The sequence below is a fragment of the Paenibacillus sp. FSL H7-0714 genome, from assembly GCF_038003765.1.
Lineage (GTDB): Bacteria > Bacillota > Bacilli > Paenibacillales > Paenibacillaceae > Paenibacillus_AQ.
The window spans coordinates 3293406-3316317 of record NZ_JBBOPT010000001.1 but is presented as its reverse complement, the minus strand read 5'-3'; the positions used below and the strand labels follow the sequence as shown (position 1 = coordinate 3316317).

At 42.3% G+C, this 22912-nt stretch carries 19 protein-coding genes; 3 read left to right on the top strand and 16 right to left on the bottom strand.

Annotation, left to right across the window (positions count from 1 at the left end):
* The 4 genes from NST34_RS14900 to NST34_RS14885 all read right to left on the bottom strand — a co-directional run bounded on the left by NST34_RS14900 (position 1) and on the right by NST34_RS14885 (position 3947).
* Positions 1–834, bottom strand: coding sequence for a carbohydrate ABC transporter permease (locus NST34_RS14900; RefSeq protein WP_179086678.1), 834 nt, complete (start codon positions 832–834; stop codon positions 1–3).
* Between the two features lie 58 nt (positions 835–892).
* Entirely contained in the window at positions 893–1759 is an 867-nt protein-coding gene (locus tag NST34_RS14895) for a carbohydrate ABC transporter permease (RefSeq protein ID WP_341129548.1), read from the bottom strand.
* Between the two features lie 203 nt (positions 1760–1962).
* A complete protein-coding gene (locus NST34_RS14890; protein WP_341128124.1) occupies positions 1963–3432 on the bottom strand; it encodes a DUF4179 domain-containing protein in 1470 nt (489 codons plus the stop codon).
* A 20-nt stretch (positions 3433–3452) separates the two neighbouring features.
* Positions 3453–3947 carry an RNA polymerase sigma factor gene (locus NST34_RS14885; protein WP_341128123.1) on the bottom strand — a complete coding sequence of 165 codons (495 nt, stop codon included), beginning with the start codon at positions 3945–3947 and terminating at the stop codon, positions 3453–3455.
* 184 nt (positions 3948–4131) lie between these two features.
* Here NST34_RS14885 and NST34_RS14880 point away from each other — a divergent pair, with 184 nt between their 5' ends.
* The gene (locus NST34_RS14880) at positions 4132–4887 is read left to right on the top strand and encodes a DeoR/GlpR family DNA-binding transcription regulator (RefSeq protein ID WP_042188080.1); all 756 of its coding nucleotides are present in this window, start codon (positions 4132–4134) and stop codon (positions 4885–4887) included.
* Positions 4888–4937: 50 nt separating this feature from the next.
* Here the strand turns inward: NST34_RS14880 and NST34_RS14875 are convergent, their stop codons facing one another.
* The 5 genes from NST34_RS14875 to NST34_RS14855 form a co-directional block, all read right to left on the bottom strand.
* Positions 4938–5744, bottom strand: a complete 807-nt coding sequence (locus NST34_RS14875) for an alpha/beta fold hydrolase (protein ID WP_341128122.1) — start codon at positions 5742–5744, stop codon at positions 4938–4940.
* 13 nt (positions 5745–5757) lie between these two features.
* Positions 5758–6831 (bottom strand): Gfo/Idh/MocA family protein, encoded by a 1074-nt coding sequence (locus tag NST34_RS14870; protein WP_341128121.1) that lies wholly within the window; start codon positions 6829–6831, stop codon positions 5758–5760.
* Positions 6832–6848: 17 nt separating this feature from the next.
* Complete coding sequence (locus tag NST34_RS14865; RefSeq protein WP_341128120.1) at positions 6849–7664, bottom strand: sugar phosphate isomerase/epimerase family protein; 816 nt, start codon at positions 7662–7664, stop codon at positions 6849–6851.
* A 148-nt stretch (positions 7665–7812) separates the two neighbouring features.
* On the bottom strand, positions 7813–10197 hold the full coding sequence (locus NST34_RS14860; RefSeq protein WP_341128119.1) for a polyprenyl synthetase family protein: 2385 nt from the start codon (positions 10195–10197) through the stop codon (positions 7813–7815).
* 176 nt (positions 10198–10373) lie between these two features.
* A complete protein-coding gene (locus NST34_RS14855; RefSeq protein ID WP_341128118.1) occupies positions 10374–11468 on the bottom strand; it encodes a saccharopine dehydrogenase family protein in 1095 nt (364 codons plus the stop codon).
* Between the two features lie 129 nt (positions 11469–11597).
* Here NST34_RS14855 and NST34_RS14850 point away from each other — a divergent pair, with 129 nt between their 5' ends.
* Positions 11598–12683, top strand: coding sequence for a helix-turn-helix transcriptional regulator (locus NST34_RS14850; protein WP_341128117.1), 1086 nt, complete (start codon positions 11598–11600; stop codon positions 12681–12683).
* Between the two features lie 87 nt (positions 12684–12770).
* On the opposite strand, the gene NST34_RS14845 is transcribed toward NST34_RS14850, so the two are convergent.
* Positions 12771–14306 (bottom strand): MDR family MFS transporter, encoded by a 1536-nt coding sequence (locus NST34_RS14845; protein ID WP_339271184.1) that lies wholly within the window; start codon positions 14304–14306, stop codon positions 12771–12773.
* A gap of 275 nt (positions 14307–14581) precedes the next feature.
* Here NST34_RS14845 and NST34_RS14840 point away from each other — a divergent pair, with 275 nt between their 5' ends.
* On the top strand, positions 14582–15016 hold the full coding sequence (locus NST34_RS14840; RefSeq protein ID WP_339271643.1) for a MarR family winged helix-turn-helix transcriptional regulator: 435 nt from the start codon (positions 14582–14584) through the stop codon (positions 15014–15016).
* 85 nt (positions 15017–15101) lie between these two features.
* Here the strand turns inward: NST34_RS14840 and NST34_RS14835 are convergent, their stop codons facing one another.
* The 6 genes from NST34_RS14835 to NST34_RS14810 all read right to left on the bottom strand — a co-directional run bounded on the left by NST34_RS14835 (position 15102) and on the right by NST34_RS14810 (position 22837).
* A complete protein-coding gene (locus NST34_RS14835; RefSeq protein ID WP_341128116.1) occupies positions 15102–15614 on the bottom strand; it encodes a hypothetical protein in 513 nt (170 codons plus the stop codon).
* Positions 15615–15789: 175 nt separating this feature from the next.
* Positions 15790–16131: a DUF1801 domain-containing protein gene (locus tag NST34_RS14830; protein WP_341128115.1), complete on the bottom strand. Its 342-nt coding sequence runs from the start codon at positions 16129–16131 to the stop codon at positions 15790–15792.
* Positions 16132–16181: 50 nt separating this feature from the next.
* Entirely contained in the window at positions 16182–17444 is a 1263-nt protein-coding gene (locus NST34_RS14825; protein WP_341128114.1) for an RNA polymerase sigma factor, read from the bottom strand.
* A complete protein-coding gene (locus NST34_RS14820; protein ID WP_042188051.1) occupies positions 17441–17875 on the bottom strand; it encodes a YciI family protein in 435 nt (144 codons plus the stop codon). Before NST34_RS14820 ends, NST34_RS14825 begins: the two co-directional genes overlap by 4 nt.
* Before the next feature lie 19 nt (positions 17876–17894).
* Entirely contained in the window at positions 17895–18704 is an 810-nt protein-coding gene (locus tag NST34_RS14815; RefSeq protein ID WP_341128113.1) for an alpha/beta fold hydrolase, read from the bottom strand.
* A gap of 233 nt (positions 18705–18937) precedes the next feature.
* Positions 18938–22837, bottom strand: a complete 3900-nt coding sequence (locus tag NST34_RS14810) for a discoidin domain-containing protein (RefSeq protein ID WP_341128112.1) — start codon at positions 22835–22837, stop codon at positions 18938–18940.
* Positions 22838–22912 lie beyond the last annotated feature (75 nt).

The following is a 22912-nucleotide window of genomic DNA, read 5'->3' as shown; positions in this document are numbered from 1 at the left end:
TCAACCTTTGATACCAGACAATTGAACGCCTTCAATAAAATACGATTCCGCATACAGAAACAGCATCACCATCGGAGCCATATAAAGTATGGATGCAGCAAAAGCAATGCCTCGCTCGCCTTCATTGATCCTCGATAAAAAGACTGACAATGGCTGTTTAAACGGATCATCAAGAAAAATAAGCGGCTGCTCCACCATATTCCAATAATCCACGAACAATAATATGACTAGTGCTGCCAGACCAGGTTTAATCATCGGAATTATAATCTTGTAGAAAATCAGAAAATGTCCAGCACCATCCATTTTGCTTGCTTCGATATACGCATACGGTATATCTAGCATGAACTGTCTGAGCATAAACACACCAAAAGCTGCGAAAATTCCAGGCAATATAATTGCATATGAACTATTTAATATTCCTAGCCTATCCGCCATAATATAGTTCGGTACTAGCGTCACTTGGAAAGGCATAAGCATCGTTAGGACATAAATAAGAAACAAAGGATCTCGTCCCCGGAATTTCAGCTTCGAGAATGCATAGGCAGCGAGTGCTGCTACTAATGTTTGTCCTGCAATGATGGGCACAACCATGAATACTGAGTTCCAGAACATCGTCAGATATTTAGGGTTGTCTAGGAGAACCTTAGTATACTGGTCCAAGGACACTTGATCCGGCAGCAATTTTAAATTTACAAAAGGATCTTCTCTCCCTTCAATCACCTCATTCATCTGCCCGATAGGTCCATAATTGATCTCAATTTCTTTCTCTGTCATAAGCGAATTTGTGAATGTGATCACAATCGGGAATAATAACAAGACTGCAATAACAGCCATGACGAGTGTTAATGCCCCTTTTCGCAACACTTTGACAACTGGCACAACCTTTTCACCCCTATTCCATGAATTGTCTATGCCTCCGTTCAAATGCAAACAATCCCAACACAATCAATAAAATACAACCAAACATCAAGGTCGCCGCGGCAGTCAGCTTCTGAACATCGAGCGACATGAACATATTGTTCATATAATGCTGCAGCATGTAAATGCTGTCGTGCGGATAATCACCAGCGATTAAATACGTTTCTCGAAACACTTTGAATGAATTAATAATCGACATGATGATTACAAAAAACATCGAAGAGGTTAGATAGACAAGCGTAATACTGCGAAACTGCCGTAATCGTCCAGCACCTTCAATTTGAGCCGTTTCATAATAATCCTTTGGAATTTGTTGCAATCCCGCCAAGAATAAAATCACGTTATAACCGATGTTCTTCCATAAATAAACAACAATGATTACATTTCTAGCTGCATCCGTCTTCATCCAATCCACACGATCGATACCGAAGTTGTTCAGCCAGGCGTTAAGCGAGCCATTCCAATCGAAGAGCATCTGCCAGATCAGAATGATAGAGGCGACAGGTACGACAAGCGGCAACACGTATCCAGTCCTCAGCCAATTCCGAAGATATGTATTTTTATTCAATAGCATTGCTAATCCTAACGAGAGCACAAGCATTAGTGGAACACTTATCACGCTAAAATTAAATGTATTAGATGCTGCTTTACGGAAAGAATCGCTCTCTAGCAGCTCTCGGTAATTATCAAACCCTACAAAGTGGCCCTCTATCGTGCTGTCCATAAAAGAATAGAATACTCCCATAACAAACGGTATAAGGTAAAACATCGCGAATCCGATACCGCTTGGTGCCAGGAACATTATTGCCGCTGAGATATCCTTTCGGAGCCATTTCTTCATACTTGGGTTTATCATTCTTTCAGTAACCTCCTTCATGTACTAAGAATAAGTAAAACTTTTTAAAAAGAAGTACGGTATATATTAAGTATTTCTTAAATTTCAAAGAATGAAGATGTGGGGTCACAAAAAAACCGTTGATAGAATTATCAACGGCTAATGAGTTAATATAAAATTCAATCTTTTGTTTAATGATTCATTGCTTTCTAATTCTTCGAGTACAACTCCACAGCCTGCGTATCCATAATTGGATTTGTATATTTCTCTAACGTTATCGTTAATGGCTGAGGATAGTTCTTCGCATCCGCGCCAAAATTATATCCAAACTCGTTCACAGCTGAGCCATCCTTAGAAGTCGTATAGCTGCTGAAGCTGCTTGTGGAAGGTGCTCTATTATATACTTTCCCTTTTGCGTCAGTAAAAGTCTCAGCAAGTCTAGTAGAGCCTTCTAAATATTGAGCATTCTCAATATTACGTCTTAGGAGGATTTCTCCTTCCTCTACGTTATTCTCTGGCGTTGGCGTGACTAACTCAAGTCCAGTTCCGGGCGCTTCAATAAGCTGATATTTGTTAAGATCCACGACAATTTTCATTTGATCCTTTTCGACAGCCGAAATTCCGAATGCTTTCAACGTCACAGAATCCGACTGCTGGCTGCCCTTACTATTCTTGAACACTAACGTGAACATGGAGTTGTCCGTATAGACTTCAGAATTGTCAGAATTGATGATATCGGGGTAATACAACTTCTCAACTGTGTCCCCTTTTTTACTAATCAGTACTGGATTAATTAATTGAAAAATCTGTTTATCATTATTCTGATTATATTCCAGATCCACATAGGTGCTAAGCGGAGTATACTGCACTTGATTCACTCTAATCTTTTGCCCGTCCACTGTCAGTGTTCCGTCTGTATCCAGCATACGTTCCTGTGCTTTAAGCATGTCAGGGTCAAGCTCGAAAGCAACATCTAGACTAGTCCGATACTTATTACTACTGGATAGGAGAGCCTTATCTGAAGTTTCTGTAAGAATTATATTATAGTTGACTTTCTTTGGATATTTAACCGTTGGTGAAAGATTAGTGGAGTATATAAAATCCATAGACTGTCCGGGTTGAATTCGGCTCTCACTAGCGAGCATACTTAATGATGCACCTTTGTGAAGAGGCGACTCCTGTATCCCTTCAAATTGAAGCTCAAAATCTGCGTGTATAACTACTTCGTCCGTATTGTTCTGAACACTGTATAAAACATAAACCTTCCGTCCATCCGTAACGGCACCTGTCACATCTATCCGGTATCCTTTGTTTTCCGCACTTTGACCGACCGGCACAACGAGATTCTGCTCAAGGGCACTGGCTAATGCAGGCTCTAACCTTGAGAACGAGCGATAAGCTTTGAAATTATCCGTATTTTTAGTGCTGGCCGACTGTACTGAAGGTTGTACCGCTCCCTTATTCGGTAATCCAATTGTTGAATATGTAACCAGTAACGCAACCGCTGCAGCTGCAACGACACCCATTCCTGTAGTATAAATGCGCCGTTTCTCTTGTTTTTTCCCTTTTGCTATTCCTTTTCTCATGGCGTTGTAAATTTTCATCTCCTGTATTGCTTCGACATTTTGTTGCACTTCATCGATGTTCTTATGTAGAATACGTTCTTCTTTTTCTGTCATCCCGTTCACCTCCAATATTGCTATAAATAGCTCCTAAGCTGTTTGAGTCCCTCACGCAGCCAAGTCTTAATCGTACCTTCTGGTCTTTTTAGCACTTTGGCAATTTCGGCAGTGGTCATGTCATGGTAGTATTTAAGCGTTACGACATGCCTATATCTAGGCTTTATCCGATTCATCGCACGCTCCAGATCAATTCGGTCATTACTCTTCATTTCCTGTGCCGCTTCCTCCACCATCTTCTCCGCTACAATCACACGCTTTTTGTGCCGTAGCTCATCCATGCAGCAATTAATCGTTATTCGGATCAGCCAAGGTGTGAAGGACTGTTCATCCTTTAATTTTTTGCGTTTCATCCATGCCCTGCATGAAGCTTCTTGGATCACTTCCAGCGTGTCTGCCTCTGTTCGCAGATAACTGTAGGCAATAGCGTACATTTTTCGATGCTCCACATACAAACGACTAAAAAAAGCTTCTTCATCCATTTGCGCAAAATCTACCATTCTGACTTCATCCATTGTGTTTTCCACCTTCCACCACCCCCTCTATCTTCTATCAGGAAGATGCCTCCACCTCATATATCTATAAGTAAGACGGAGTTGAACGTAAAAACGATTGATTTTTTTCAAATTCATTTCATATGTAGTAAAATAGTAACGTTAAGTACAACCTTTAGAGCATTTTATGAAAAGAGGTGGATCAGTGCTAAAAGCTGACAGACAGGCGTATATCCTAAAAAAAGTAGAGACCGAAGGCCGCGTCGTTGTCCAAGAATTAACACAGGAATTAAATGTAACAGAAGATACCATACGAAAAGATTTACAAAGCTTGTCGAAGCTGGGACTTCTCAAACGAATTCATGGTGGTGCTCATAGCCTTATTAATGACATGAAAGATTTCAATTCACGTGTAGAATTTAATAGCCAGACCAAAGCTGACTTAGCTAAACGAGCTTGCACACTTATTGAGAATGCAAAGGTTATTTTTATTGATGGAGGGTCCACAAATTTAAAAGTAGCCGAGAACATCCCTGAGCATTTTGATGGAAGAATTATTACCAATTCCCCCTCAATTGCGTTATCGCTGTGCCGATTGTCCAAAGCTAGTGTAACCTTGTTAGGTGGCGACCTCGATAAAAAGAACCAAGTGTTATTCGGAGCCGCAACGCTTAGAGCGATACAGCAAATCCATTTGGATCTAACAATCCTTGGCGTATCCACGCTGGATTCAAAGGTGGGCATAACTGTTCCCTCTTATGAGGAATCCATCATTAAGAATCAACTTTTTGAACAATCTTCCATGGTTATCGCCATAGCTACGAAAGAAAAGCTGGAGAAAATATCCACTTTTTTTGTAGCCAAGGTATCCGCGTTAGACTATTTAATCACTGAAGGTACAGTAGACAATAAAATTGTTGATACATATAACAAACTCGGCGTTAACGTAATTACAGTATAGATACTTTCTAAATTTGTACAAAAAAAGATGAACACCTTTGAAGCTTGTGCTCATCTTTCATTTAAAAAGTTCTCAATAGCCTCATAAGAATCTTGATTATGTTGCTTATTACTGATCGTTTTCGAAGTAATCTCAATAAATTGAGCGTTTGGGATATATTCTGAGAGTAATCGTCCGTAGGCGTATGGATGAATTGGATCAAGTTGACTAGCAAGGATCAATGTGGGCAGCTTTAAGTTCTTCCAAGCCTCACGATCATGATTAGGACAATCCATTGGCAGCTTCACAAACTTCATCGAGGTTTCTTTTACATAAGGATATTTAAATTGCCCTAATAGGGATTCAGCCGCATAAGTAGATATTGAATTTATGGATTTATAGATCTCTGAATTTTCGTATCTATTTTGAGCGGTCAGAGGATCTGTATCCTGCAGTACATCATGAATTCTTGCAAAAGCTTCACGAACCAACTTCTCTTGCGGTTTATCTTCCCAAGCTGGACGTGACAGAATAAGCTTCTTAACGCTATCCGGATATCTCAATGCCAAATGTAGCGACACCCCAGCACCTGTGGAAATCCCTCCAATATTAAATGGACGGATATGCAGGTGTTTCGTTAAAGCCATCACATCTTCGGCGAATTGTTTAAAAGAAAAATCATTCGCATGTCCAAACGTTACAGTCTTTCCATGACCTCTAAAATCTAGTGAGATCCTTCGTATGTGATCTGTTTGCTTCATTAAACCGAAAGTTTGATTAACGTCTCCGCCCAGACCATGAAGAAAAATAAAAGGCTCTCCATCCCCTCCATCATCTTCATAATAAAATCGAATGTGATCGTAGGTAAAGTAAGGCACAAGATTCCCTCCTTTATAACGGACCCGAAACGTCACTAAGGTAAATCGTATTTCCGGTCTTAACCGATTCTTCCACAGCGAGCATCGCTCTCATCGTAGCAATCCCATCTTCAATCGTTGCACCTACACCTGGCTTATTATGCAGAATTGAATCTGCAAAACCTTCAATCTGCAATCTATAAAAATGACCATCTGCTCCAAGCGGTCTATGGTAGCTGTTATCACTAGCTTTGAAAATTTCTACATCGCTTGATTTTAATGTCCACGGGTTGTATGTCTTTCCTACTACTGATCCGAATTCACCATAAATTTGGAATCCTTCATGCCAATCCATCCGAACCGCAATGGTCAAATCCAATTGAGCTACAAAGCCGCTTTCAAACTCCGCAGTAATAAACCAACAATAGGCACCGAACTTTTGCGTATTCCATGCTTTCACACTTACAATATTTCCACCTAGATATCTTGCGGTATCGAACAAATGGCTTCCATGACCTAAAATATAATAGCGTTCCTTGTTCGCTTTTGGATCTCCAGCAGGTCTCTTTATATTTTTACCGGATATAATCACTGGCTGAACATTCTCGGTAACGGTATACCGATAGGTGGAATCACAATACCAAGCTTTTAGGCCAATAATCTCACCCATTTCATGATCTACAAACTCTTTAGCTGCTACTATACCGGGGTCAAATCTCTTCATATTCCCCACTTGCACTTTGAGATCGGTACGATCCACTAGCTCTTTTAATTCTTCCACTTCTTCGATGGATACACCTAGAGGCTTTTCTACCAAGACATGTTTACCTGCACGCACCGCTTGTTTAGCTGCCTCCACATGAAATTGATCGGCAATCCCAATAACTACAGCATGTACGCTCGGGTCCGCCAGCATTTGATCATAATCCGTATATACCTTGTCAGGTTCATATATAGCATTCATTCTTTGGAGCAAGTATTCGTCTACATCACATATTGCGTAAAGGAGAGCATTACGTGAACGCCTTATAGCGTCAAAATGCGCCGCTTGTGAAATCTGACCGCAACCTAATACGCCGATGTTCAACAATTGGTTTTCCTTTTTCATATTCATGTCCTCCTATTCTAGTTAAAGAAATTCAAAGCAAGTGCTACATCGTCCTCAGCTAACCCATGCATAATAACAGGACCGTCATAAACCTTACTTAATTCATTTAGATATTCCTTTAAGGGCAAGTTTCCTTTTCCCACCGGTGCAAAAGTGATCTTCTCTTCGGTTACAAAAGCATCTTTGCAATGTGCAATGGCAATGTACTCCTTCAGCGCTGTTAGCGTTTTTGAAATCTTACCTAAGAGGTCCTTATGATCCTGTGGGGTTACTAGATTTGCTGCATCATACAAAACCTTAAGATAAGGTGAATCTAGATCTTGTAATAGTCTCAAAGCATCTTCTGCCGTACTCACCACATTGGCTTGTTCAGGTTCAAATATTAGCGTTACTTGGTTGTCTTCTGCAATTTTCAGCATCCACGCAAGACTTTCATGCAATAGTGACCATGCCCTCACTGTATGATTGTCAGGATGAGAACTCCAGAAATCTTCTTGGTTCAAACTACCCGTAGAAATCGAAACATACGGAACAGCTAATGCAGCTGCAGCCTCAACTACATTTTTAAAACACTGCTGATTTTCAACTTTCTTCTCCTCATTTAGCTCTAGCGTATTAAACGTTCCCGAGATCACAGCAATGCTAACTCCACTGTTCATTACTGCTTCTCTGATTTGATGGATGGTCTCCTGACTAATCTCTTTAGGCAAGCTTTTCAGTCCTACATTAGCAAAATTGAATTGAACGCTACTCATGCCTTGCGCTTTGATTTTGTGTAAGGCGCTCTCCAGTTCATAGTTCAAGTATACTTTTGAGAAAATTCCTAACTTCACAAGTTACACCTCCTTTATCTATTTTCAACTTCATCATACACGTAATTTCGATTATAAACAATAAAATTCAATTACAAAATAAGAACTAATAATCTGCAAAAAAAATATAAAAAAAGTGCTGGCAATAATGCCAACACTCTACAAACAATTATCGATTTCGATTAATCATGTAATTCAATAAATGCTTCAGAAAAGCAATATTACGAGGGATCTCCTTTAACGCTTCCATAGCGAGACAGTAGTGTTCCCACATCTCTTTTCTTGCGCCGTCAGCACCAAGGATAGATACAAACGTTGAATTGTTATTCTCCACATCCTGACCTATCGGCTTACCTAGTAAATGATGATCTCCTTCCAAATCGAGCAAATCATCTTTAATCTGAAAGGCAATCCCCGCATGATAGGCAAATTTTTTCAAAGCCAGAACTTCAGTTTTCTTAACCTGAGCCAGAATCGCTGGCATCACTAGTGAAGCTTCAAATGCAATTCCGGTCTTATAAAAGCAAATCATATTTAATTGCTCTAGCGTCAATGCTTTTCCCTTAGAATTCAGATCCATTGCCTGACCCATACATGTATCTTCTGCTTTTTGGGCTGAATATTGCATCAAGGCTAGCACCGCTTTTGCATCAAAAGAATGAAGTGACGCCTGTTCCTCGATCGACTTCTGAATCAGAAATAGTCCGGTTAATTCCGCCGTTGAACTAGTATACATTTCGTGTAGAGTTGCACGACCTCTTCGGGTTGAAGCATTATCCTGTGATGGAAGATCATCGAAGATTAGAGAAGCGGTATGCATATATTCCAAAGATCTTAGAAGCGGCACAATTGCGGATGCATCTAGACCATATTCGTTAACACCCATGACCCAAGTCAATATAGGTCTTATCCGCTTGCCGTCGCCTGCTAGACTATAATTAGCCGCATCAATAAGCAACTCTTTCATTTCTGGCGTCCCGTCTGGCTTGGCTATCAGCAATTGTTTATTGATTTGATCGCGAACCTTTTGGATCGTATCTCGAAATTCCACTTTTTCCTTCTTGCTGTTTTTTAGATTCAAAAGCAACTGATCCCGAAGCAGTTTATCGAAAAAATCCACATCGTCCGCTTTCTGCACCATCTGCTGGACAAGCCGATTAAATGCTGGTTGACCAGAAGCAAAAATCTCCATGATCTCTTTATACTTCTCATTTCCTACACGTTCTTTACATCGCTTGAGTCCATTAATGGCGCGATCTAATATTACTTCACGGGTTTTAGGATCAGAGCGATACACAGTGTGTATTAAATGGGAAATGACCGTCCAGTATAATTCAAAAGGATTGATCAGATCTGTACGTTGACTACGGTATTGCAAATAATAAGTATAGGGGGTTACCGCTCCCGCTTTCATATCGTCAAACATATCCGCAAAATCATCAGCCAGCTGATTATATAACCCATAGAAAAAGGTACGTTGATCAAATCCGTCATCTGCTGGAGCACTAATTACGGATCGGACAATTAAACGGGAAGAAGAGGATTTTAAAATGATGGGTATGAAAAGCTCTTCATTGCTGTATTCAGAGTTAGAAAGATCCTTCATACGATCCAATTCCTGAGAATGGAAAAATACAAAAGACTGCTCGAAAAATGCATCCTGCATTTCTTCCCGCTGATACCCTCTAATATACTCAAAAGCCTCCTTGAGCTCCGAATGTACAAATCGAATGAACGGCATGTTCTCTCCGGACCATTCACCCAATTCCGGTACAACTCTATTAAGGATCGCAGTGCGTATCATATGAGAATACTGTTCTTTCTCTTGGTCGGTTAAGACACTGGAATCAAGGAGATCATCAATGAATGGATAAGTTAGGCCATATGAATAACCAAGTCTAATGGCTTCACCAATCCTCTTAGATCGCTCCACAGGTGGTACGTCATCGTCCATCTCTTCCATCACATGGAGAATCACCCCAATAATGATCTTGATTAATTTACGTTGCGCTTGCTCGGGATTCATTTCCTTCGGAAGATGTGCTGATACCCGCTTAAGTTTGTCTATCACCCAAATCGTGGCCGTTTCAACGCCTTCCTTCTGAGCCCAACGGTAAATCCCGGTGAAATTCATGAAATCTGACTGATCCTCCGAACTTGTGGAGCCTGGAAGAATCATTTGATTTCTAATGTCGGCAACCATACGCTTAATCCGGAGCTGTGTATTCGGTGAATCCAAAGCTTGCCCCAGATCTCTCATATAAAGATAGGAAACACTTCGATCCAAATAATCATCCAATTTACCGGTCTGATTCAGCCATCCTAGATATCTATGATAATCCTGAGAATCAGGTTTCCTCTTGCCTCTTGATAAAAAGGACAACCATGAACGGCGATGAATATGGTTCTTCTTCCACAATTGAAAATCTTCAATCAAGGTAGACACATAAGTTCTTTCTTTGAACTGTTCACGAAGAGATGCAAAATACTGAGCTGCCTTCTGCTCAGCGATCGAATATCCTGTATCGGCGTAATCTGTAAATTTTTCATTCATAGGTGATGACCTCAACTTCTCTTTTTGTTAACATGACCCATTAGGGAAGAACAGAATTTCTTCCTGAATGAAATGTTCATCAGTTAATACGGTCAAAACTCTTTTGGGTTACGAAAAAGAAGCTTGATTAATCAAGCTTCTTTCAAAATAACTATACACAAATTATTCTATTTAGATTAATCTGCATTATGCTCCTTTACTTGGATCTTTAGCGAGAGCGTCGATCCTAATTCCTTTTGTATATATGCTAAATCTGTTATCTGCTCGATATGATAAACGCCGCCTGGAAATGAAGAATCATAGAGGAGCTTTGATACTGCTGCTGTCACTTTTGCAGTGATGATGGATTGATTCTTTCCTTGCAATATTAAATTAGCATGCATTGGCTTCCCCTCTCGATTTCTTCCACGAGCCTCAACCTTGATAGCGAACTGGTCGCTCCCAATATGCAGCCGCTCCATAGCACTAACCATCCACCTGTTCACCCAGCTTGTCTTTAACAAACGAACGGCTCCTGTTTTTTTGGCTATAGCCAGCATTTTAGTAACGAAAACTGAGTCCAGACAAAATCGTGTGGAGATGGACGATGCTTTGAGCGTTCGGGCAAGCGTCTGTTGATCTGAGAATGGGAAACGATAGGCATGGCGATTCCCTAAATCGTCACCAAAGTGATATGACTTTCTATCGGTGAAGCTCTCCACCTCTACCTGACGATTCTTCTGCTTAACTTCAAACTTTTCTCCTAAACTATTCACTGTCCATTCGATCGCCGCCTTACCATGAGAATCACCAAGTCCGAGCATAATCGCGATTTCGATTTCCTCCGTCTGTTCTATCAGTCTTTCCGCTTCAAGAGCCATTAGATTGGTTATACCGGGTGCAAGCCCTACACTAAGAACGGCACTAGATCCATGTCGTGCAGCCTCTTCGTATAACGCCTCAATTTGAGATAAAAACGGACCGCTCGCTGATACATCCACATAATACGTACCGCTAAGAAAGCAGGCTTTTACAAAATCCGTATTCGTTTGATCCAAACACATAATGATTAGCTTCACTTGATCTAGTAAATGTGGAGGTATCGGCTTATTAATATCTAACTGTAACGGCTTGATCCTGCCGTGGGTAGATTGACTGAACCGCTCTGCTTTTTCAAGACTTCTCCCTGCAGCAAATACTTTACCTGAATACTTCTTCTCTAATATTTCACATATGGTACGCCCTACATGTCCATAACCACCAACGACAACAATATCTTCTTTTTCCTGCATTTTTATCACCGCATCCTATATAATAGAGTTGATTAAGAATCATTCTCAATTATACGGATTTCGCTTCCGTTCACTATCCCACAAATGTGGGAGTTCGATATAATCCATTAAGGACTAGAGGGCTACTCAATGAATACCCATAAACAATTCATTCTAATAAAGAAACAAATCGTTAAGCTAGGTATGATTACTGATTCATCTCACAACTACCGTACTTCCTTGCTGTCTCTCTTACGTGAAGCAGTTCCCTTTGATGCTGCCTGCTGTACTCATGTTGATCCACAGACATTGCTTTCGACAGGTGCGGTTACAGAAGATAACGTAGAGTCCATTCATCCCCACTTGTTCCAGATCGAATACGGTGAGGATGATGTTAACACCTATGAGCAAATGGTTCATAGCAAACTCCTCGTCGCTACAATATATGAGGCAACCAAGCAGAAACCCGAGCGGAGTGCACGCTATCAAAAGGTTTTGTCTCCTGTAGGTTTTGGGGATGAACTACGTGCAGTCCTTATTCTTGGCGAATCTTGTTGGGGATATTTGACGCTGTACAGGAATGCAGATCAATCGGAATTCTTACAAGAGGAGTGTGATTGGATCACCTCACTCATCCCTTTGATTGCAGCCAGAATGCGGGCTTTCAGTCTTGAACTTCCGGAGAGAGATGAGACTTGGCTTGAGGATCATTATGGTTCCGGGATTGCAGTACTATCTGATGACTTGGCTCTTCTTTCCTCCAATCCCACAGCGGATCGCTGGTTAGGCAAACTCCGATCATTGGAAATGATCGATGTTCATGTTCTGCCTCGTCCAATCCGTGCTGTAAGCACGCAAGCGTTAAACAGCCCTTCCGAATCTATCGGGATAGCGAAGGCATGCATTCGTATGACTGAGGGGCCCTATTTAGTCGTTCGGGCAAGTCTTCTTAAGGCTTCCAACGGTCAGAACCAAATTGCCATTTCATTCGAACCCGCGCGTCCTGCTGACATGCTCCCCATCATTGCTGAAGCTTATGGTTTGACGGAACGTGAGCAACAGCTATTACACGGTGTAATTCGAGGATTATCCACTAAAGAATTGGCTTCTGCACTCCATATTTCTGCATACACCGTCCAAGATCATTTAAAATCTATTTTTAGCAAATCAGGTGTCAGCAGCCGTAGAGAACTTATTTGGTATTTGCATTCACGCTACAATATTATAGAAGCATAAGATGAACGCCATCCATTAATTATCAATAATAAAAACAGACTGAATCTCGTTAAATAGAGAATTCAGTCTGTTTAAACATTGCAACCTTTAATGCGAAGCCGTATACTCTCCCAATTCAGAGGCCGGATCAAACTTTTCCTTACTCATCACAAATGCAGCCAGTAGAGCGATAACAGACGGAATAATTGCCCAAGCAAAAGTGTGAACAAGCGATGAGGATAAACCTTCGGTAATCTTATCCAGAACCTCTGTAGGAATTTTTGCCCGGGTATCCGGAGTCAAAATTGTATTTGGATCGCTTAGATTGACACCTTCGGGTGCCGCACCTCCGCCACTGAACATGGATGCTAATTTATTCGAAAACACATGACTTTGGATAATACCGAATACTGTTATGCCGAGTGTCATTCCCAGCTCCCTTGTAAAACTAAGTGTCGAACTTGCAGAACCCCGCTGTCTTGCACTAAATCCATGAATCGCTGCATTGCTTAGAACAGAGAACGACGAACCTATTCCAAGACCTACTAGAAACATGAAGATGGTGACCATGAACCTTGAAGAATCAGGTGTTAATGTGGTTAGCAAAGAGATACCTAAAACAAGCAGTACTAATGACGATATCATGATGGTACGATAATTGAACTTCGAGAGTAAGAATCCGCCGCCCGCAGCAGTAATTACGGAACCGACCATCATAGGAAGTAGCACAAGCCCCGAATTCGTTGCTGAGCCGCCAATTACCCCTTGAATGTAGATTGGAATGTACACCGAGGCTGTAATGAATGCTGCTCCGCTAAATATAGCCATAACATTACTCGTAGAATAGAGACGATTCTTGAACATGCCGAAAGTAATGATGGGTTCTTCTGCACGACGTTCGATAAAAATAAACCCTACGATAAACACTACAAAAGCTAAAAATAATCCCACAATCATAGCAGAGTCCCAAGCATATTTTTTTCCACCAAGCTCAATCGCAAACATGAGACACAGGATTGAAGCTACAAGTGTAAACGCACCTAGGTAATCGATCTTTTCCTTGGAGTGCTCGACAGACTCTTTATAGAAGAAAGTTATCAAAAAGAAGGCAATAACACCTATAGGTAAGTTGATATAAAAGATCCAAGACCAATGCACATAATCCGCTATATAAGCGCCAATAAGAGGTCCAAAAATACTTGATATACCATAGGCTGCTCCGAATAATCCGCCGATCTTCCCCCGTTTTTCCGGAGCAACCACATCGAACATGATGGTGAACGCAATTGGAACCAGTGCTCCTCCACCAATACCCTGAATCGCACGATAAATACTCAGCTGAACTATAGAGTTTGCGGTACCACATAAAGCAGATCCGATCATAAATACAATAATTCCAAAAATAAAGAAACGCTTGCGGCCATACATATCCGATAATTTTCCGAAAATCGGCATTCCTGCCATCTCAGCGATCATATAAGCAGAAGTCACCCACATCAGTTTGTCAAAACCGCCAAGATCCCCTACGATTGTTCCCATTGCAGTTGCTAATATAGTGTTATCCATGGATGCCATAAGTGTGGCCAGCAATAGAGCCGCTATAATAATCCCTACATTATTTTTCTTCTCCAAGTTCTTTACCATTCTCTTTTGTTCCCTCCACTTTTCCTTAATTTCGAATTTAGTCTTATCGTTACAAGATCGCACACCAACCTCTCTCTAAACTTCTTGATGCATTACCTTTTGCAAAACTTTAATAATTCCGATAAAATGAATTCAATTAATCGCACGTTCATCGAGTATCTTTATTGTCTTATATCTCGATGATCAAGATATCAATATTTTAAAAGGAGGGCTCTCTTTTGTCAAGAGATCGACACAATCAAGTGAAAAATCAGCAGGAAGACTTCACCTTGCGTATGCGGGGCCTAGGAAGTCGAACGATACTATATCAGCAAAATGTGGCAGCCTCACTTGGGTTATATAATAATGATTATCTATCCATAGATATCCTCCATGAAAGAGGTCCCATCACCGCTGGTGAACTGTCCAAACTAACCGGACTGGCTACAGGCAGTGTTACGGCATTAATTGATCGACTTGAAAATAACGGTTTTGTTCGCAGACAAAATGACCCCAGTGACCGTCGTAAGGTAATTATTGTCCCTTTGTATGAAAATAATGAGGTCGGGAATGCCTACCTTCCCCTGCATGCCGAGATGCTTAAATTAGCTTCCACCTACTCGGATGAAGAGCTTGAACTTATTACACAATTTGTTGGCAAAGCAAGTGCGGTTCTGGAAGAGCAAATTCATCGTCTAAGCTCCGCAACAAACAATAATTCTTCCTCTTAAGCCTTAATTATTCATCAAAAAAGGACGATACCCATTGTCTAATTACAATGGGTATTGTCCTTTTTTTTCTCACATTATTCGAATGTTACTTCGTATCTATGGAAATAGACAGCTTTCCATTGGATTCAATTAAAGAAATTTTGGCATTATCCGTCTGCCATACCCTACGAAAGTTTGTACCTTCGCCTTCTTTTTCTATATCTGCTGTGTTACCTTCACTCTTAGTCGTAAGCTCTCCAAGCTGTTGCGTTATCTCTTGCGTTAATTTTTCCTTGGTAGCTTCTTCAAAATGAATCGTCTCTCCAATCACTTTTCCAGTGTGATCATAGGAGACCTGAAGATTTGCTTCGTGATTCACAATCTTCTCGTTATATTCGCGGGATAAAAGAGTAGAATTCGTACCTTCATTACGATTAGGTTCGCCTTTGCCGAGAGCTTGGACAACTTGAGCATCCTCTTTTCCAATCAAAGTGGCAAGTTCCTCAAGGCTAAATCTTTCTTCAGCTCCACTTGGCACAACCGTTGGAGGTGGTAGCTGGGATTTATCTGCTACTGGTCTTGAGCATGCACTAAGTGCAAGGACCGTAAGCAGTAGCAAACAAGTTTGTTTTAATATCTTCATGGGTTTCATTCCCTTCATTGCTAGCTCTTGATGTATTTTTCACAATTTATTGAATGATTATGTATTGATGGAGCCAAATTCGTCCAAAAAAGACGATATCCCATGAAGTCAAATGACTTTGAGATACCGTCCTACATCATGAATCTTGCAATTAAAGGGAAGCTGAGGATTGGCTGACCCAAGCCACTAATTGAGACGTATTCACTGTATCCCCTTTTCGTAGTTTCAGTGTTTTTCTCTCCGGAGGGCCCTCGATCATCCCTTCTGGAAACTCAAGCTCATTCGTATTAAAAATAACAAAGCTTACCGCATCTTTCGAAGTTGAAATAGCTGCTGCGTATTTACCATTTTTCAAAAAATGAGGCTTCTTATACTGAATTCGTTCCTGTACATCTGGGATTGCTTGGTGAACAACCTCACGAAGATTAGTAGATAACTCCACCTGCCATGGTTCTTTTAATGCTTCAATAAAATCGATGACTTCTTGATTCATATTTTATCTCTCCTTTATGTACGTATCGGTTTAAAATACTATTGAATTAACTACGATGTTCCTAAGTTACACGCTTCCGCCCGATTCAGCAAAAGAATCCTTTCACGTTCATTCTCGGTTAAGGCTGCGGCACGTTCAAACTCTGTACGCGCCTCATCATATCGACCCAGCTTCAGCAGAAGATCACCACGAACGCTGGGCAGCAGATGATAATCCCTCATGGATGGTTCAGTATTCAGCTCATCCACAATTTGCAGTCCAAAGGTTGGGCCAAACGCCATGGATATGGCGACCGCTCGGTTTAATTCGACGATCGGCGAAGGCATGACTCTCGAGAGCGCTTCGTACAGTGCAGAAATACGGATCCAGTCTGTCTCTGCTGCAGTAGACGCCTGTGCATGACAAGCAGAAATCGCAGCCTGAAGCGAGTAAGGTCCAGGCGGACGTCCAAGCTTTCGGCTACGCTCTAATGCAGTCAGGCCACGACGGATCAGTAATTGATCCCACTGTGTCCGGTTTTGATCCATAAGTAGAATAGGCTCCCCTTTGCTATTAACCCTCGTCCTAAAACGCGAGGATTGAATCTCCATAAGGGCGACCAGTCCATGAACCTCAGGTTCATAAGGGGCAATCTCAGCTAGTACCCGTCCTAATCTCAGTGCCTCCTGGCATAACAGCGGACGGATCCAATCCACTCCAGAGGTTGCAGAATATCCTTCATTAAACATAAGGTAAAGGACTTCAAGCACCGTAGACAAACGGTCTTTAAGCTCTTCTTGAACGGGTACCTCAAAAGGAACCTTGTTAGCACTTAGGGTTCTCTTCGCCCGAACAATTCGCTGAGCAATCGTTGATTCGGCGACTAGAAAAGAACGTGCGATTTCATCTGTCGTCAATCCACATAACAGTCGAAGGGTCAGGGCTACTCTGGCATCTTGTGACAACACCGGATGACAGGTCATAAAGATCAGACGAAGGAGATCGTCACTGATCTCCTCATCTAACGCATCATCTATATCTACCTCAGTGTATAAATCCATGCTATGTGCAACCTCTACGTATTTCTGATCTCGAAGCTTGGTCCTGCGAATAAGATCAATCGCACGCCGTTTCGCGGTGGTCATCAGCCAAGCACCTGGATGATCTGGAATCCCCGTCTCTGGCCATCGATTAAGGGCAATTACTAATGCGTCCTGAGCAAGATCTTCTGCGAGACCTACGTCCCGTACCATGCGCGTTAAACCCGCAATGATTTTTGCCGATTCCATTCGCCATATTGTATCAATCGTTCGATGCGTATGGGAGAAACTCACGTTTGCTTCTGCTCCTCAACCTGTTTACGAAGTGCTGCTTCTTTCGCCAATGTTTCGGGATCGTCCATTAATTCCTCCGGCTCGAATACCTGCCTTAGCTCAATCTCTCCTTGGCCAAATCCATGAGGGTCCGGCATACGTAAAGCCCATTCAATGGCTTCTTCTCTTGATTTGACCTCAATCAGCGTATATCCAGCGATCATTTCTTTAGCTTCTGTAAACGGACCATCCATAACTTTCGGTTTGCCGCCAGCTTCCGGATATGAAATTCGAATACCACTGGAACTCGGTTGCAATCCATCGCCTGCCAGCAACACACCTGCTTTCACCAATTCCTCATTATACTTCTGCATAGCATCAATCAGTTCTTGACTAGGCATAATTCCCGCCTCTGAATCTGTGGTAGCTTTAACAATCATCATAAATCTCATAGGTGTATCCCTCCTATTTTTAATTTCCCATAAAGAATGCAGTAAGCTCAGTTGAAATGATCCTTGTATTGAGTTTCTTCGTATGACCGAGCCCCTTTTTACTTAACAGTTTCGCATTAGGTAGTACTTTAGCAATTGCCTGAGCACCATGCCGTAAGCCAACAGGACTCTCCGTACCTTCGAGGACCAGCGTTGGAATGGTAACTGCGCTCCACAATGTGGCAGGAAGTGGCTTTCCGTCCATATACCCATCCAATAAAACAGCATCATAGGGAAGAGTGTGCGCTACAGCCATTAGGTTAGACCATACACTTGGCATTAAGCGCATCAATTTAACAACAAACGCAGGTGCTCCCATACCTTTAGTCATAAAATACTTAATTGCCTCAGATCGGCGATTTGTAGCAATAAGCTCAGTAACATTCATAACGAAATCTAGAGGCGGCTTAGGATCCGAAGCATCGACAACAAATGGAGGCTCATGCAGAGCTAATTTTGTAATATTTGCTCCATCCGCTGCTGCTTGTAGAGCAAGAACTGCTCCAGAAGACAATCCCCAGACATATGCCGATCCTCCGGCCGCATTAATTATAGCCTGCAGATCTTCGATCTCACGAGCTATTGCGTATGGCTGAGTGTCTCCGCTATCGCCACGACCTCGTCGATCGTAATTGAAGACTGTGAAATTCTCAGACAACAGATCAGATAACTGTACTTGACCTGGGAATTTTCGGTAACTAAATGCACCTGTCACTAATATAAGTGCTGGCCCTTGACCCATTTTGTCATAGGCAATCTTAGTTCCGTCCATTGAAGTTACTAAATGCATTTCATCTCTCCTTCGCTTTAACGTCTGATATCCGGACTTCTATTTAAACGACGAACGGAAGATGATGAAATCGACACATTCCTAAAAATTTATTTCTTATGAGATAAATACTATATCCTACCATTTATTTCTTGCTCATCAAGTCAATATCCTTCTCCGAAGTTTTAAATTTTCACTATCCACAATATAAAAAAAGGGAAAAGTTCCGAAGAACTCCTCCCTCACACTATCGCTTAATGAATCGTCAGATTAAAACCGCTCTGAATATAATTCAGGTTGGGGTTAGCGATATTCGTAGTCGTCAGGTTGTTAAACGTTGCTGAACCATTGCCTGTATAGGTATAGATTGCCGAACCCTGATGTGGCCCTGAGAAACGTGAAGTAGTAATACCATCAAGCCCAGTACCATTAATATTGATGTTGTTAAACACGATATTCTCAAATCCACCACCATAACCGAACTGGATTGCATCGCGTTGTGTATTGATGATATCGATGTTGGTAAAGGTGACGTTCTTGATGGCATCATTCGATGCCTCTAAATCGATGGCTCCACGTTCTCCACCATACAGATCTTTACTGGTACCACTTGTGATAATCGTAGTATCTGAGAAAACAATGCCCGCATTATTCTGGAAATGGTAACCAGGGAAAACGGTGTTCATACGAATACCAGAACCACCTACAGTGTCGATGATGTAGTTGTGATCAGCCTTATGACCGCCGCCTCCAAAGAACGCTATGGCTGCTGCACGCCAGTTATTCTCAATCGTGTTGTAGGAGAATGTGTTATTTACACCCGCCGGAGCACCATTGGTGTTACTAGTCCATACTGCAAGACCATCGTCACCGTTATTTCTTACGTTGGTGTTTCGAACAATCGAATTGCTAGTGCCTTGGGAGTAGTTGATACCATCGGCAAGATTGTTCCGAATCCGGCTGTTTTCAACCACAAGCCCACTGGCATAAATAGCAGGTGTATGAGCATAGTCGCCTACCCACATGCCACATTCAAAATGTTCTACCCAGACATCATGGATAATTGAATTAGTACCAAAGTTATCCATAAATCCTTTGTAAATTGCATTTTGTCCATAACGGGATCGCAAATTCGAATTCATGTAAACATTACTAAAATCTAGCTTGCCGCTAATACGGAGTGAAATACCGCCTCCCGCCGCATTAGGATTAGTAAACTGGAGGTTCGTATGCCAGATTCCAGCACCTGTCACCGTAAAGTTGTTAATCATATTGCTGGCAGAACCAATTTCCCACATGCTGCTAAGATTAAATGTTCCGGCAGGAATATACATGCTCTTACCGCCTGCAACAGCTGCATTCACCGTTGCTTTAAAAGCTGCAAGGTCATCCTGACCATCATTTGCTACAGCACCATAATCTGTCACTGACACGGAGTTCGCCGGGCGAGCGACTGCAGTAGGAACGGGTTCGATTTCGAGGAAATCAACACCATACTCCAAGCTATCTCCATTGTTCTTCTGAATACGGATGATATCTCCAGGCTGAAGAGGAGTATCCAATTTCCAGTGGACTTCGTCAAATCGGAAGAGCGGACGCCCAGCACTAGGAGTATCACCAGGCATATCGCCCGAAAAATACTGCCAGCTGTAGTAGGATGTCAACGATACCGTTTTGACTTTTACTCCATTCACATACACGTCAAGTGAACCATTCAGTCCCATACCATCCGAAGAGTCAGGCATAGTAAATCTCATAGTCACACCCGCGCCGCCTTGTCCTTGTCTGACTGTCCATCCCACGTTCGAGCCGTTTGAAGGAAGGGCTACATAACGCTGACCAGATGCTTCTGAAGCAATTAGTGCTTGATCAAACGTAGGTGCTGATTTCAACGTAGCACCACCACCGAGAGTAGCATCTTCGGTATCGTACCGACTATAAGGCATGCTTGCACCACGTAAAGCATAGACCACCAGATTAGTTGTGCTTATATTGTTTGATTGCTTCGCTGTTACCTCATTAGCATCCACTTCAACAGTAGTGGTTACAGTGTAATTACCGTTGACTGCTGTCCATGTCCCTGGAATCGTGACGTTAACGGAAGCTCCAGCAGCAAGGGTCCCGGAATAGGATCCATTAAATGCTTGAATCGTGGTACCCGCTGAGTTTTTAAGAGCTACAGTAACACCATGAGAACCGCTTGCAGAAGCAATGGTTCCTTGATTCTTGAGATTTACGGTAAAAGCTACTGTACTATTAGCCACAGGATTACTTGGTGTCCATGTAGTCACACCAACTAAGTCAGAGCTGGAGACTGGAGCGATAACAAGAGATGCCCCGTTCGTATAGCTGTTATTCCCTTCGTTCTGCTCGAAAATCACATTGTTCTCATCTACTTTAGCGCTGAGAGCATAGGTCGCAGCGGTTTTGGCCCCAGCGTTTAATGTCATTGAGGCTGTTGTTGATGCGCCTGCAGTTAATAAACCTACTGGAGCAGATCCAACGAGCTCATTGTTTAAGTAAAAGTTGACAGTGGTTGCTGCGGAGCTAGCATTACCGTTGTTCTTAACAACTGCATTTAATGTAATTGCACTTGTCTCGACAGGAGTAGTAGGTGACCAGGACATACCCGTTATCATTAGATCAGGGTTCGCCCCTGGTGTACCGAATACTTGAAACTCCGCGATTTGCCCAGCAGGGGCACCAGAGTTCGAAGTGATATTCAACTGCAGACGTTTAACCGTTGCCGTAACCGGGATGGTTACTGTGTTGCCCGAAGCTGGATTAAACGTATACGATTGAGCCGATACCAAATTACCGAAGGTAGTCGTGTCTTGATTGTGACCGAGCACCTGAATCGTTTGTGTGCGAGTACTCCATGCAGAGGCTGGATTCAGCTTCAAAACGATTGACGTAATGTTGTGGTTCGCCCCTAAGTCGAGGGTGAGCGAACTTGGATTGCTGCCACCTTCCCAGTACGTGCTTGTGTCATTATCGTTCGCATTTGTTGCTACGAACGTTTGTGTACTGGAAGAAGCGGTAATCGTCTTGCCGACAGCAATATTGCTACCCGGTGCAGGTGTTGGGGTGACCGTCGGTGTTGGCGTTGGGGTTGGTGTTACCGTCGGTGTTGCTGTTGGTGTTGGTGTTGGTGTAGGTGTTGGTGTAGGAGTTGGCGTTGGTGTAGGTGTGACCGTTGGCGTTGGTGTTGAGGTAGGGGTTATTGTTGTCGACGCTACAGTGATTTGGTCAAGGTTAACATTGCCAGAATCACCAGCATCATATTTATATGCGATGGTGTTGTTACCCGCATTTAGATTAAGAACTTCTACTTTAGTGCTCCATGAATCCCAATTTGGTAAGTTAGATAATGAGGTCTGGCCAATTTTAGCACCATTGACATAGACACTTATTGTCTTTGCACTGCCACTTGCATTAGCGTATTTCAATGTCACTTCACGACTACCTGCTGCTGGCACGTTAACCGTGAATGTCGTTGTTGCACCTTGTGTCAAATATCCATCCACGAAGCCCGCGCCGGAGTAACCGGCATGATCCGTGTTCACTTTAGCTCCTCCAGACAGTGAAGCAGATTCAGCTTCATAAGTGCCAGAAGGCGATGGAGTTGGAGTAGGACCACTAGCGCCATAAATCTCGAATTCAGAGAGCTGAGCTGCCGGCCAACCTGTGTTGCTCGTTACATTCAGACGAACATAACGCGTACTGGTTGAGGCAAAGTCGATGGTAACACTGTTCCCTGCCACTGATGGATTGAATTCATAATTCGCAGACCCTACAATATTCGTGAATGTCGAACCGTTTGTGCTACCTTGAACAGCCAATGTTTGCGTCCGCGTCTCCCAACCAGAAGGAAGCTTTAGAACGATTTGATCAATATTCGTATTTGCACCTAAATCGACTTGAATCCATTGCGGGAATGCATTATTCGTACTTTCCCAATACGTGCTTTGATTACTGTCTTTAACATTTTCAGGACTATAAGTTTGTGATTGACCGCTCGCAGTTACATTTTTGCCGAGTGTCAGGTTTGGTCCTCCGGAGGCTGAAACAAAATTAAGTGGGCCCGCAGCCAAGAATAAACTTGAAATCAGCATGGATACTAACAGCGACCATATAACATACTTGTTACGCATTTTAATTTTAATCCTCCTTAAATATGTTAGATTCTCAAAAATTCACGAACCTATCAGAGTGCTCAAATGGTAGCG